The 13,576-nt window shown below is 51.1% G+C and carries 10 protein-coding genes and 1 tRNA gene; 3 read left to right on the top strand and 8 right to left on the bottom strand.

All coding sequences use genetic code 11. The features are described 5' to 3' along the window. Positions 1-132: 132 nt before the first annotated feature. From ACMYR3_RS05405 to ACMYR3_RS05380, 6 genes are all read right to left on the bottom strand, one after another. Entirely contained in the window at positions 133-2,655 is a 2,523-nt protein-coding gene (locus tag ACMYR3_RS05405; protein WP_424195244.1) for an ABC transporter permease, read from the bottom strand. 160 nt (positions 2,656-2,815) lie between these two features. After that, positions 2,816-3,058 (bottom strand): hypothetical protein, encoded by a 243-nt coding sequence (locus ACMYR3_RS05400; protein WP_424195243.1) that lies wholly within the window; start codon positions 3,056-3,058, stop codon positions 2,816-2,818. Positions 3,059-3,591: 533 nt separating this feature from the next. After that, positions 3,592-3,682: transfer RNA gene (locus ACMYR3_RS05395), tRNA-Ser, on the bottom strand. Between the two features lie 35 nt (positions 3,683-3,717). Continuing rightward, positions 3,718-6,324, bottom strand: coding sequence for a sensor domain-containing protein (locus tag ACMYR3_RS05390; protein ID WP_424195241.1), 2,607 nt, complete (start codon positions 6,322-6,324; stop codon positions 3,718-3,720). A gap of 146 nt (positions 6,325-6,470) precedes the next feature. Continuing rightward, a complete protein-coding gene (gene serS / locus ACMYR3_RS05385) occupies positions 6,471-7,766 on the bottom strand; it encodes a serine--tRNA ligase (RefSeq protein ID WP_424195239.1) in 1,296 nt (431 codons plus the stop codon). 306 nt (positions 7,767-8,072) lie between these two features. After that, positions 8,073-9,071, bottom strand: coding sequence for a LysR family transcriptional regulator (locus tag ACMYR3_RS05380; RefSeq protein WP_424195237.1), 999 nt, complete (start codon positions 9,069-9,071; stop codon positions 8,073-8,075). A gap of 36 nt (positions 9,072-9,107) precedes the next feature. Between ACMYR3_RS05380 and ACMYR3_RS05375 the strand changes: the two genes are divergently transcribed. After that, complete coding sequence (locus ACMYR3_RS05375) at positions 9,108-10,073, top strand: DMT family transporter (RefSeq protein WP_424195235.1); 966 nt, start codon at positions 9,108-9,110, stop codon at positions 10,071-10,073. 42 nt (positions 10,074-10,115) lie between these two features. On the opposite strand, the gene ACMYR3_RS05370 is transcribed toward ACMYR3_RS05375, so the two are convergent. Further along, positions 10,116-11,429 (bottom strand): replication-associated recombination protein A, encoded by a 1,314-nt coding sequence (locus ACMYR3_RS05370; protein WP_424195233.1) that lies wholly within the window; start codon positions 11,427-11,429, stop codon positions 10,116-10,118. A gap of 326 nt (positions 11,430-11,755) precedes the next feature. Between ACMYR3_RS05370 and ACMYR3_RS05365 the strand changes: the two genes are divergently transcribed. Continuing rightward, positions 11,756-12,070: a YdhR family protein gene (locus ACMYR3_RS05365; RefSeq protein ID WP_424195231.1), complete on the top strand. Its 315-nt coding sequence runs from the start codon at positions 11,756-11,758 to the stop codon at positions 12,068-12,070. 96 nt (positions 12,071-12,166) lie between these two features. On the opposite strand, the gene ACMYR3_RS05360 is transcribed toward ACMYR3_RS05365, so the two are convergent. After that, complete coding sequence (locus ACMYR3_RS05360) at positions 12,167-12,355, bottom strand: phage integrase N-terminal SAM-like domain-containing protein (RefSeq protein WP_424195229.1); 189 nt, start codon at positions 12,353-12,355, stop codon at positions 12,167-12,169. 155 nt (positions 12,356-12,510) lie between these two features. On the opposite strand from ACMYR3_RS05360, the gene ACMYR3_RS05355 reads away from it, so the two are divergent. Further along, a complete protein-coding gene (locus tag ACMYR3_RS05355; protein WP_424195227.1) occupies positions 12,511-13,164 on the top strand; it encodes a DUF4145 domain-containing protein in 654 nt (217 codons plus the stop codon). Positions 13,165-13,576 lie beyond the last annotated feature (412 nt).

Below are 13,576 nucleotides of genomic sequence, written 5' to 3'. Positions count from 1 at the left end.
CAAGACAAAATTGGCTACGCAGCAATCCAAGTCGCTAGTATAGGCTGTGCCGCAGCAGAAAAACGATTCTGACTTGATTCAGGCAAAGTGCCCATCAATTAAAATTGAGCCATACACCAAAAGGCATTCGTTTCAGGCAGCGCTGGCGTCGCGCAATGTTACCCAAGGTGGCGTCTGCAATATCGGGCGCAAACCAAACCAGGCTGCGAGCATGGCGACAAGTAAACCAGTTAGTGCGCCTGCAGGAAATATCCAGACATTGAATACCCAGTCAAATTCAAAAATACGCACCGCCAGCAAGACACCAATCACTGTGGCACCAGCTGCCGCCAACAAGCCAGCCAACAGACCCATCAAGGCAAACTCACCCAACTGGGTTTGCAAGAGATAACCTCGTGAGGCACCCAATGCCCGCAATAATCCCACTTCGGCAATACGTGCCTCACGGCTTGCCATCAAGGCCGTATAGAGCACCAATAAGCCACTCAGCAAAGCAAACAAAAACAGAAACTCGACCGCCTTGATGACCTGCTCAAGAATTTGCTGCACCTGATTAATCATGGCGCCCACATCCACAATGGTCAGATTAGGAAAACGTGACAGCCAGCCACGTGCCGCACTATTTTGCGATGTCGGCAAATGAAAAGCCGTGATCCAGGTTTGGGGATAATCCTGCAAGCTGGCGGTGGGCAATACCACAAAAAAATTGACGCGCATGCTACTCCAGTTGAGCTTGCGCAAACTGGTAATCGGCGCGGCGATGGTTTGACCGGCAATATCAAAACGCAAAACATCACCCAGCTTTAAACCCAAGGTTTTGGCCAGACCTTCTTCAACCGAAGCCTGTGGCGTAATGGATGTCGCAACTGGCATTGCCGTGTCGCCAAACCATTGCCCTGCAACAATTTTATTTTCTTTGGGCAAATCGTCCATATAGGACAGATTGAATTCTCGATTGATCAGGCTGCGCGCACGTTCGTCCTGATACTGATTAGGATCAATGAGCTTACCGTTGACTTCAATCAGACGGCCTCGAATCATCGGATAAAACTCGGCCTGCATAACTTTGGCGGCATTGAGTTCGGCCTGCATGGCATTTTTTTGATCAGGTTGAATATTGATCACAAAACGATTGGGCGCATCCGGCGGTGTGGCACTTTGCCAGCCTTGCACCAGGTCAGTCCGGGTAAATGTCAAAAGTAATAAAGCCATCAAACCCAATGCCAGTGCGGCGATCTGCAAGGTATTCATGCCCAGTCGGCGCTTCAATGCCAACGCAATAGCCCGTGCCATACCCCATTTCATTGGTAAGCGATAAGCCATCTGACCCAACAATTGCAGTGCAATGCGTCCAAGTATCAGAAATAGCAATAGCCCCATCGCAAAACCAGCAGCTGTTAACAAACCCAATTCAATATCGTGCGCCTGCCACACCAGTAGTGCAGTAAACGCCAGTAAACCCAAACCATAGGCCGACTTGATTGATAGAGGCAAGCCGCCCATATCGCGTCGCAACACACGCAATGGCGATACTTTGCTTAAACGCATGATCGGTGGCAAACCAAAACCGAGCATCATCAGCAAACCCATACCGCCTGCCTGCAGCAAGGGCATCATCGTTGGTGCGGGCAAAACGACATTCATCAAGCCAGCCAACCAATGCGCCAGCATGAAGTGCGCAGCAAAACCCAATAGCAAACCCAGGCTACTGGCCAATAAACCGAGTATTAAAAATTCCAGCAAAAATACTTTACTGATCGCCCTCTGCTGCAAACCCAGACAGCGCATGATAGCCACACTATCCAGACGCTTCTCGGCAAAACGGCGTGCCGCCAACGCCACCGCAAGGCCTGACAACATGGCTGCCAACATAGCCACCAGGGAAAGAAATCGTTCAGCACGATCCAGTGTCTGCCGCATTTCTGGTCGCCCCTGCTCCAGGGTATCGACCCGATAGCCATGTAAATTGGATTGTTTGATTTGCTGATCCAGCCAACCTTGATAGGCACTCACCGCCTCATCAGAACCAGCCACCAGCAGTCGATACGTCACCCGACTGCCAAATTGAACCAGCTTGGTGGCAGGCAAATCATCGAGTGCAATCATGGCACGTGGCGCAAAATTCATGAATGCAGCGCCACGATCAGGTTCCAGCACCACAATCCGCGTCAACTTGAAATGTGCTTCACCAAGTTGCAGGTTATTGCCCAACTGCAAACCCAATGTATCCGCTGCGGCCTGATCCAGCCAGACCTCGCCAGCAGGTGGTGCCTGATAACTCGTAGCAAGCGTCGGTGCCAGGGTGAGATGGCCTCGCAAGGGGTAGGTACTGGATACTGCTTTTAATGCTACCAGCTGACTTTGTGCCCCTGCCAGTGCCATAGTCGGAAAAGATACTGTCTGCGCCACCGTTAAACCACGCTTGGATGCTGCCATTTGCAGATTATCCGGAATGGCGACATCACCGCGCAACACCAAGTCAGCCCCCAAGAGCTGTCGCGCATCGCGTTCCAGACCGAGCCGTAAACGATCCGAAAAAAAACCGACGGCTGTGAGCGAGCCCACAGCGATCAGCAGTGACAATATCAACAAACGAAGATCGCCTGAACGTAAATCTCGCAAAAGATTGATCCAGGCTTGGCGAACGATGAACATGGGAATAAGCGGCAGTCAGCGATGCACTGCCTAGTCTATCAATAGATAAGCAACATAGACTGAATTAAAGCAGATTAATTCCCAATACAAAAATCTGCCCCGGTTTTATCGCACCATCAGACCAATCCTTAGAACATGAATGAGACTGATTTGACAACGGCTACCAATGCCCACGGTGATGGCCATAGCCACCGCCGTAACCCCAACCATGACCATGTCCGTAGCCATAACCACCTCTAAATCCAAAAAAGACGGGGGGCGGCGCTACATAAACTGGTGCTGGTGCATAAACTGCAGGGGGTGGCGCATAGTAGGGGCCTGACTCAACCGGCGGACCATAAGGTACTACCGCACAACCGCTCAAGACTATCGCAGGCAAAGCAGCAAGTAAGCGCTTTTTCATTTGATCCTCTAGGGTAAGGAATATAAGACTAGAACGATGCTGGGTTGCGTTGAGTTGACGGCAAGGCCAATTGATTTGTAAATGAGTTAGGCAGCCTTGAATTGAGGACTGACGTCAAACTCAATTGAGCGTCAACAAGTCACCCATAGAAGTGATAGGCGCTCGCCAGATGACAGTTCTGTGACAAAGCGGGATACAGCTTGGCTAAGCACAACTTTTTAACAAGATTTATCGGAACGAGGAATTAAGCTGATCACTCTTGTTAACTCATTTGATTGCCGCATCATGAATCCTACTTCCGCCACCATCCTGATTTCATTCTTTTTTTCTGCCGCACTGGTGTGGTTGGTGTCCTACGGTTTGTTTCAATAATCGGCCAACAATCGTCAATAAAAAACCCGCAGGAATCATTGTTCAGTGCGGGTTGATCGTCATGGTAACCAACAAGACATGATTGATGTCATAGCAGGATAGGTAGTGGCAATCATTTACCCATCAAGCAAAAATTCAAGGCGTGAGATATACCTTAAGGGTGGCGGAAAGAGTGGGATTTGAACCCACGATACGGGGTTACCGTATACCGAATTTCGAGTCCGGCGCATTCGACCACTCTGCCATCTTTCCGAAGGCTCGAATTATAGCAGGCTCGCTCTTGAAAATCAGCCTGGTGAATGCGCTGGCAAATAGTTTTGATTGAACTGGTTCACGCTCAATGGTCGTGAAAATAGATAACCTTGACCAAATGGACAGCCAGACAGTGCCAGCATGGTCAACTGCCTCGGTGTTTCAATGCCTTCGGCAACCAGATTCAAACCCAGGTTTTTTGCCAGACCGATGATTGCGCGTACCAAAGCGGCATCGCGAACATCATCACAAATATCGCGGGTAAATGAACGATCAATTTTGACTTCTTTAAATGGGTATCGCTGCAGGTAAGACAGGCTGGAAAAGCCTGTGCCAAAATCATCCAGACTCAGCGTCACACCCATATCATGCACACGTTGAATGATGGCTTCGCCGTTTTCATTTTGCGCCAGCAATGCCGTTTCGGTGAGTTCGAGTATCAACGACGTGACCGGGATACCGCTTTCTTCAAGTGTTTCTCTAAGAAAATCAATAAAACGCTTTTGGCGTAGCTGGACTGCCGACACATTGACTGCAATCGATAGTTTGAGTCCTTGCGCATGCCATTGGCGAGTTTGCATGACCGCTTGGCGCAATACCCAACGACCAATCGTGCCAATCATGCCGTTTTCTTCGGCAATCGGAATGAAGTCGGAAGGATCTACAAACGAGCCGTCATTGCGCTGCCAACGCAACAGGGCTTCGGTACCAATCAAGGCACGGGTCGCCAGATCAAACTTGGGCTGGTAGTACACGCTGAATTCACCACGCTCAAAAGCAGCGCGCATTTCCGATTCAATGGCCAAACGCTTTTGTCTTTGCAGATTGAGTTTGCTGGTAAAAAAGTGGTAATTGTTGCGCCCGGCCTGCTTGGCCGCATACATCGCCGCATCGGCATTATCGAGCAGCTTTTCCACCGTTTCACCATCATTGGGATAGACCGCAATGCCAATACTGCCAGAAACAAAAATCTGCTTGCCGTCAAAAAGAATCGGTTCACGCAAGGCATCAAGCAGTTTTTCTGCTACCAGTGCAGCATCGTCGGCAATGTGCAACAAGGGCAGCAAAATGACAAACTCATCACCGGCAAAGCGTGCCAGTGTATCGGCCTCCCGCAAACGGGATAACAAACGCTGACTGCTGACGCGCAACACTTCGTCGCCACAATCATGACCTTGCGTGTCGTTGATGGCCTTGAAGTTATCCAGATCCATAAACAGCAAGGCAAACTGTTGATGGGTGCGACGGCTTTCGGAAAGAATCCGCTCCACCCGATCTTGCATCAGCATACGGTTGGGCAACTCGGTCAGTGCATCATGATAAGCCAGATGTCGTACTCGCTGCTCATTGCGCATCCGCTCCGTCACATCATGACTGACGCCGCGATAACCGTTGAAATGGCCTTGCTCATCCCACCAGGGCGTGCCGCGAATATCGTAGTAAAAATCACCACCATTGCTCGACTGATGACGCACCGTCATAGCAAAAGGCACATGCGTTTCCAGGAGAGCTTGATGACTGACCCAATCCATTGATGGACTGATGATTTCATGGCCGGGCAAATCCCAGCGGCACTTGCCAATCATGAATTCGCTGACAGTTTGCTGTAGTTCGATTTCGCAGAGTGAATCTTTCAGGCGATCCACATGATTGCCATCAAAAGTCACAAATCGAAACTGCTCATCCAGTTCCCAGTAATAGTCAGCCGACAATTCAAGCAGTGATTTGAAACGCGCCTCAGAACTCTTCAGTGCCAGCTCGGCTTCTTTACGATCATTGATCTCATGAAAGATACCTGCCATGCGTTTGGCAGTGCCCTTTTGCAAATCACGCTCCACAATCGCGCCACGCACATGCGCCCAACGCCATTGCGGATGGTGCCGATCACTGCCAGGATCAAGAATGCGAAACTCGGCAGACAACTCGGCTGTTTCACCACGCATTGCACTGATCAGCTGCTTGCGCAAATGCAGTCGATCGTCCGGATGGACAGCATTGATAAACACCGGTACCGGGATGACCTCCTGATCCACACCAGGTCGCCCAGTAATGACTGAATGCGTACCCTGAATCCGAATCCGATTTTGTTGAACCAGCCACTCCCAAGTGCTGACCTTGGCACCACGCATGGCAAAGTCGAGTCGTTGCCGAGTCTGATTAAACAGATCCGCCTGGCGTTTCTGTTCAGTCATATCCCGACCTAATGCGGTGAAGGTAATGACCTGACTATCGGGCCCTGCTTCGGGGGTAAACCACACATCAATTTCCTGAGTGCGCCCATTGTCATGATTTAAGGTCATACTCAAGGAGATGGGTTGACCGGCCTGCATGCTGCGTTGGAGATATTGTTGCCGATTGGCATTTAAACCATTGAGCAGACAGGTTGTACCGACCAGTTTGGCGACTGTGGCATCGACCAGTCTAGCCCAGGCCTGATTGCAGAAAATCATGCGCATCGACTGATCAAAGCGTGCCAACGGCAAAGGTGACGCCTCAAAGAAATGGCTTTGCACCAGATACATCAACTCCGACTGACTGAGTTTTGCAAAACGATCTGGCCGCCCGAACAGCCGCGTCCAGACTGTACTGACTGAACCAGTCTGCTGACTCGGCAGCGCATCGTCGGGCAATTTTATTTTCATATTAGACCGCGTCTCCAACACTCGTCACTAAGTAGATCAACCCACAGAGGTACTGGCAGATATCAAGAAGTCATCATCCTTGCCCTCGCACTGACTACCTTAACTCACGAACTTAGCTGATGAGCTCGTCTGACTAACTTGGTTGACTAACTCAGCTGATTCAGTTGCCCCATATAAGGCTTGAGCACTTCCGGCACCGTCATGCTGCCATCGGCATTCTGATAATTTTCCAATACCGCGACCAAAGTGCGACCGACTGCCAGGCCCGAGCCATTGAGGGTATGAACCAGTTCCGGTTTGGCCTTGCCACCATCCTGCGGCCGGTAACGCGTTTGCATGCGGCGCGCCTGAAAGGCTTCACAGTTGGATACCGAGGAAATTTCACGATAGGTATTCTGTGCCGGCAACCAGACTTCAATGTCATACGTCTTGGTGGCACCAAAGCCCATATCACCGGTACACAAGGTAATCACCCGATAGGGCAAGCCGAGTTTTTTCAGGATGTTTTCAGCATGGCCAAGCATCTCTTCGAGTGCCTCGTAGGACTTGGATGGCTCAACGATCTGCACCATTTCCACCTTGTCAAACTGATGCTGACGAATCATGCCGCGGGTATCACGACCATAGCTGCCGGCTTCGGAACGAAAACAGGGAGTGTGGGCAGTGAGCTTGAGCGGCAGGGATTCCGCCGACAAAATATCACCACGTACCGTGTTGGTCAGCGTGACTTCCGAAGTCGGGATCAAGTAAAAGGAACGGGCCGACTCATCACCAGCCACACCTGGAATTTTAAATAAATCTTCTTCAAACTTGGGCAATTGGCCTGTGCCACGCAAGGATTCAGCATTCACCAAGTAGGGGGTGTAATGCTCGGTATAACCATGTTCGGCGGTATGGGTGTCGAGCATGAATTGCGCGAGCGCCCGATGCAAACGCGCAATCTGCCCCTTCATCACCGTAAAGCGTGCCCCCGACAACTTGGCACCGGTATCAAAATCCAGACCCAGGGGCGTACCCAAATCAACATGGTCTTTCACCGCAAACTCAAAGTGGCGCGGCGTGCCCACTTTACGCACTTCTACATTGTCGGCTTCGCTCTTGCCCACCGGCACACTCTCATGCGGCAGGTTGGGAATCGTCAGCAACATGGCATCCAATTGTGTTTGAATCAGCTCCAGCTTGTCGGCAGACGTTTTCAGCTCATCATTGATACCACCGACTTGCGCCATCACTGCCGACGCATCTTCGCCCTTGCCCTTGAGCATGCCAACCTGCTTGGACAAGCTATTGCGCTGTGCCTGCAGTTCTTCGGTGCGCGTTTGAATTTGCTTGCGCTCAGCCTCAAGCTGGCTAAAGCTGTCCTTGGGAAAGGCAAATCCACGATCAGCCAGTCGGGTGACGACAGCGTCGAGGTCTTTACGGAGCAGTTGGATATCGAGCATAAATCAGAGATCAATCAGTAGTAAGGTAGAAAAGCTACCCAAATAGAGTATTTTAAAGGAGTATATTGTATTTTATAGCATCTTAAGTGCGTATTTATTAGATCAAAATTTATACACCCCTATAGTATAAAAAATCAACCAAATCCAGACGCAAATTTTCAAAGACTAGCCCGTAATTATGCCGTTGAATCACAATCAAAGACACAAAGTTCTCATAACCCATCCTATAGTTTGAATCATGCACACGACAAATCTGAATGACCATCTGCTTGATGGTGCAGCCTCAGGTAAACAAACCGTTGTGCTTTAAGCCGCTATCTCTTGCACCAGCTCCTTCAAAAAATCGCGCATGGCAATCACACGCTGGCTGGCTTTGAGGTCACGGTGATAGACCAGCCACAAGTCGCGCTTGGGTATGAGATGCTCAGGAAGCGGCACTTTATAAAGCAGCGGATCATGCAAGCCAATGTAATCGGGCAAGAGCGCCAATCCGGCGCCACCGCGTACGGCCTGATAATGCACAATCATGCTGTTGCTGGTGAGAATGGGCTTTTTGTCGTGAAACTGTTTGGCAATCCAATTGGCCATGGGCAGGCTGGTCCAATCGTCATCCCATGAAATATAGTCCAGTTGCTCAACCAGCTGCGCAAACTCAGGTGGATTGTCGCCTACCAGCGAACGCGCGCAATACGGGTTGAAATGGATCGCGCCCAAATGCATGGCGATGTAATCCTGGCTGGCTGAATGCTCGGAAGGGTTGACAAAGCGCAATGCCAGATCTGCCTCGCGACGGCTTAAGTCAACCAGGGCCGCACCACTGATCAATTCCACCTGCACCAGCGGATAACGCTGCCAAAACCGCATCAAATGCGGTGTTACCAAAAACGTGGCCAACCCTTCGGACGTGGCCAAACGCACCCGGCCGCTAATGCGCTCGTCCTGCTGCACACTGTCGCCACGCCGCTCCACGGTGAGCATGGATTGCTCAACCGTACCAATCGGCTCCAGCATTTCCTTGCCTTGGTCGGTCAGCAGATAACCGGTCTGCTGGCGTAAAAACAGCGTCACGCCCAAACGCTGTTCCAGCGCCTCGATATGACGCGACACAGTTGATGGGCTGGTGCCAAGTTCTTGTGCTGCGGGAGTCAAGCCCCCTGCCCGCGCGACTGCCAGAAAAAACTTGAGGTCATTCCAGTCCAGACCAAGTACATCATTTTTTGGAAAACTCTTTGCCATTTTTAGCCATTCTTTTTTCATCCATGAAAAGTGATAATAGCCACCTGAATGATGCACCGTCAATCCCATTCCGCTTTCATTCAGCCTCAGCAGAAAAGGCCAACCATGACTTATCTCTATCTGATCCTGACCACCTTTTTCTGGGCAGCCACCTTTCATCTGGGCAAGTTTGCCATTCAGTTCATGTCACCACTTTCAACAGCGGCCTGGCGCTTCATCATTGCTGGCGCCATTTTGGCAGTGATGGCAGCTCGTCAAAAAAGTTGGGATGGGCTGGCCGTTCGACAAAACCTCCTGCCCCTGATTGGCATGGGCGTGATTGGTGTCTTTGGTTTCAATGCGGCCCTGTTCTTTGGCCTCAAGCTCACCTCACCCGTTAATGGTGCATTGATCATGGCACTCAACCCATCCATCACCGCCCTGCTGTCAGCCGCTATCAATCGTGATTCGATTTCGGCACGCCAATGGCTGGGCTTTGCCTTGGGCTTGGCGGGTGTTGCTACTGTAGTAAGCCAGGGTTCGTTGCACACTTTGTTGAGCCTGTCGTTTTCAATGGGCGATGTGCTGATTCTGCTCGGCTGCATCTGCTGGGCGCTGTATGCCGTCATCCCCAAACGCTTTGTCAAAAACCTGCCCACCATGTCCATGACCACCAGCACCATCATCATCGGTGCCATCACCTTGACGGGCATGTCCTTGCTGGCATCGGACGACTTGTTGAGTGTACCAGCCACACCCACCGCGTTAGCCATTGGGGCCATGGCCGTATTTGGCTCGGTACTGGCTTATATCTGGTGGAATCAGGGCATCGCCAAAATTGGCGCAACACGGGCAGCAGTGTTCATCAACCTGGTGCCCATGTTTACCGCATTGATTGGCGTGGCGCTGGGACAAAGTATTTCAAGCGGGCAAATCGTCGGGGCCGCATTGGTGATTTCAGGCGTGTTGATTGGTTCATCCCAAGCCAACAAGGGCAACACACATGCCGTCGCCAAAACCACTGGCGCTGCGCCAGTGGTGCCTATTCAAAGCGCCATTAAACCCGCGCTAAATTCACGCTGCAAAGCTTGAAATTTTAAATATTAAAAATTAACAAAAGCCGATGATGACGCCCTACTCCTTGGCCTCATCATCCAACGACTTCAACCATTGCAGCTTGTCGGCAATCTTGGCTTCCATACCGCGCGGTGTGGGCATATAAAAATGCGGCGCACCCTGCGGGGCTTGCTCCAGCTCATCCGGAAAATAAGTCTCACCCGCCGCATAGGCGTTGGGCTCATCATGGGCATAACGGTAATCATGGCCGTAGCCCAGCTCTTTCATCAACCTGGTGGGTGCATTTCGTAAATGCACGGGTACCGGATGGGATTTTTCTTTGGCCACAAAAGCCCGTGCTGCGTTATAGGCTTTGTACACCGCATTGGACTTGGCCGCGCAAGCCAGGTACACCACGGCTTCGGCCAAGGCCAGCTCACCTTCGGGCGTGCCCAGCCGCTCGTAAACATCGGCCGCGCTGAGTGTGACTTGCAAGGCGCGAGGATCAGCCAGACCAATATCTTCACTGGCCATACGAATCATTCTGCGGGCTAAATAGCGCGGGTCTGCACCACCATCAAGCATGCGACAAAACCAATATAAAGAGGCATCCGGATTGGAACCACGCACCGATTTATGCAAGGCCGAAATCTGGTCGTAAAAGGCATCACCGCCCTTATCAAAACGGCGCAGGTTTTCTGACAAGGCATTGGCCAGCAAAGCTTCGTCAACATGCTGATTCACCGCTGCGCGCGCCACAATCTCTAAATTATTAAGCAGCTTGCGGCCATCACCATCAGCGCTGGCAATCAGCGTATTGCGCGCGGCATCAGTCATGGTCAAACCCTGCAACTCGGCACAGGCACGCGTTAACAGCAAACCCAAATCAGCCTCACTCAAAGGCTTGAGCACATACACCGCCGCCCGCGACAACAAGGCGTTATTGACTTCAAACGAAGGATTTTCAGTGGTGGCACCCACAAACACAAAGAGGCCACTTTCGACATGCGGCAAAAACGCATCCTGCTGGCTTTTGTTGAAGCGGTGCACCTCATCCACAAACAGCAAAGTCTGCCGCCCGCTTTGCGCCCGCGTTTGCTCGGCCTGCGCTACCGCTTCACGAATTTCCTTCACACCCGACAACACCGCCGACAAGGCAATAAAGTCGGCCTTAAAGCCCGACGCCATCAAGCGCGCCAGCGTGGTCTTGCCCACCCCAGGCGGCCCCCACAAAATCATCGAATGCGGCTGCCCCTGCTCAAACGCCACCCGCAAAGGCTTGCCCGCCCCCAGCAAATGCGCCTGCCCAATCACCTCGTCCAGCGTGTGCGGCCGCAAACGCTCTGCCAGCGGCGCGTGCGTGGGTTGGGCGTTGGAGAAGAGATCAGTCATGGCGTCATTAACAGGCAGGGAATGCTTAAGAATTTAATGGGTGAAGGTATAGACCACATATTAAACCCAATGATGGGATGGGGAATTGTGCTGTTTAAAGTGGCTAAGTCGCAGCCTAAATAATTGGCCTTAGATTGCCAAAATTCGACACCAGAAAAATAAATTAAACAGAGTTACAATCTACACATCGTCTTAATCATGTCATTCACCTTGTCTGCCAAAAATTTTGAATGACATGCTTAAGCGCTCATTCAGGCAGGCTGCCTAAGGGCATCCATTTTTAATCGCTGAATATCCTCGTCCACATTGCCCAATCGGAGACGCACATGATCATCGTCTTTACCAGCTTCACACTCCCCAAACCCATCACTCAAGAAGAAGCCCGCAGCATCTTCATGAGCACCGCACCCAAATATCAAGGCGTACCAGGTTTATTTCGCAAACACTATGTGCTCTCCCAAGATGGCGGCACCGCAGGCGGGGTCTATCTTTGGAATTCAAGAGCCGAGGCAGAAGCAATGTACACAGCAGCATGGCGTACGTTTGTGCGAGAGAAGTACGGCACTGAACCCACTGTTACTTACTTTGAAAGCCCAGTGACGGTTGATAACGTGGTTCAGAAAATCATTAGCAATGCGTAGTGATGGACCATTTGAGGCTCAATGCAATTCATCCATTGAGCTTCACTACCTGATGGCAACACTCCTTGCACGAGACTGTATTAGCTTGTGAGTGAGCTACCAGACTAGATGTTGATATGAAGATTTAGATTGATAACTTGGGCTGCTTTTGTCACGAAATAGGATAAAGTGCTGTACCCAATCGACATAAGCGTCTTCGGTGCGAATGGAATAATGCCGGGTACGAATACCGCTACGCAGCTGATCAAGAAGCTTGAGTGGTTGAGGATTTCGCTGAGCGTCCATCCGTAAAATTTTAGGGTTAATAAAATTGAGCGTCAAATATCAAATGCATATCAGGCAATAGAAATTAACAACAGCACTTGATTTAGACAAACCAGCTTGATATATTCCGATACATCTATTTAATGTTAGGCACTCATCCCACACGAGGATCGGTTATGACAAAACCAGCGAGGATCAAAGTGCTCTGTCGCTCCTGCAAGCACCCCACCAATCACGATATCTTGTTCAACAAGGATGATTCTGGCGAGACTGGTGATGGTGACATCCGGTGGTGGGCCGACCATCAAGTACTTCAGTGCTGTGGCTGTGACGACATTAGCTTTCGCACAAGTCATTCGGATACCGAGAGCGTCGATCCGTACACCGGAATGCCCGAGGAGTTCGAAGTGCTCTATCCCAATCGAACAGATGGTCGACCACCAATCGACGGGCACGAAAACTTCCCACAGAAGACTCGTCGCATCTATTCAGAAACACTGAAAGCGCTTAATCACAATGCCCTCATCCTCGGAGCAATTGGACTTCGCGCTTTGATCGAGTCTGTTTGCCTCGAGCAGAAGACCAAAGCAAAGGTTCTTGCCAAAGGAATAGATGAGCTTGCTGAGTCGGGGCTGCTGTCCAAGAAGCAGGCGAAGTTCCTTCATGCTCACCGTTTTATGGGGAATGTCGCTGCCCATGAGATGATCGCCCCGAAAGCAACTGAGCTGGTTGCTGCACTCGATATCGCAGAAACCTTGCTAAAGACGATCTACATCCTCCCGGAAGTCGCGGAAGTCATGAAGCAGAAGGTCAAACAACCCGATGCCTAACATAGCGTTCGAGCGGACCGTCTCTGGTAGTTTCGTTCCTGATGCTGTATCGCGATAGGCACGTACTGCGGGCCAGTGCCGTACCGATTCAAGAAGTGAACGGATTGGTACGCGCGCAAGTCACTGTCTCCAACAGCGGAAAGCGCCCTGTCTCAGTAACGCATGTTTTGCTAAAGCCGCACGGCCATCCGGGACTCTGCATCGACTTTGACACTAGAGGGCACAACAAGATCGACGTTGGGGAGAGTCGAAGTTGCAGCATCAGCCCTACTGGACTGCCCATTAAGTGGTCCTCTGTCAAGGAGCTGCGAGGAATCGAGCTGTTCGTCCTGGACGCGCTAGGTAAGCAGCATCCGGCGCTGGCACGGGAAAGATCCCAAATGAGGCCTAACGTAGAGCTCAGCCGCCCGAA

This window comes from Ampullimonas aquatilis (assembly GCF_049675895.1).
Taxonomy (GTDB): domain Bacteria; phylum Pseudomonadota; class Gammaproteobacteria; order Burkholderiales; family Burkholderiaceae_D; genus Ampullimonas; species Ampullimonas aquatilis.
The sequence above is the reverse complement of the archived record's forward strand: the minus strand, read 5'-3'. Positions and strand labels throughout refer to the sequence as shown.

Bases quoted from the DNA above. Each gene is read 5' to 3' on its own strand.
- ACMYR3_RS05400 (WP_424195243.1), bottom strand. From the start codon at position 3,058: ATGAAAAAGCGCTTACTTGCTGCTTTGCCTGCGATAGTCTTGAGCGGT.
- ACMYR3_RS05355 (WP_424195227.1), top strand. From the start codon at position 12,511: ATGACAAAACCAGCGAGGATCAAAGTGCTCTGTCGCTCCTGCAAGCAC.
- ACMYR3_RS05405 (WP_424195244.1), bottom strand. From the start codon at position 2,655: ATGTTCATCGTTCGCCAAGCCTGGATCAATCTTTTGCGAGATTTACGT.
- ACMYR3_RS05365 (WP_424195231.1), top strand. From the start codon at position 11,756: ATGATCATCGTCTTTACCAGCTTCACACTCCCCAAACCCATCACTCAA.
- ACMYR3_RS05380 (WP_424195237.1), bottom strand. From the start codon at position 9,071: ATGGGATTGACGGTGCATCATTCAGGTGGCTATTATCACTTTTCATGG.
- ACMYR3_RS05390 (WP_424195241.1), bottom strand. From the start codon at position 6,324: ATGAAAATAAAATTGCCCGACGATGCGCTGCCGAGTCAGCAGACTGGT.
- ACMYR3_RS05370 (WP_424195233.1), bottom strand. From the start codon at position 11,429: ATGACTGATCTCTTCTCCAACGCCCAACCCACGCACGCGCCGCTGGCA.
- serS (WP_424195239.1), bottom strand. From the start codon at position 7,766: ATGCTCGATATCCAACTGCTCCGTAAAGACCTCGACGCTGTCGTCACC.
- ACMYR3_RS05375 (WP_424195235.1), top strand. From the start codon at position 9,108: ATGACTTATCTCTATCTGATCCTGACCACCTTTTTCTGGGCAGCCACC.
- ACMYR3_RS05360 (WP_424195229.1), bottom strand. From the start codon at position 12,355: ATGGACGCTCAGCGAAATCCTCAACCACTCAAGCTTCTTGATCAGCTG.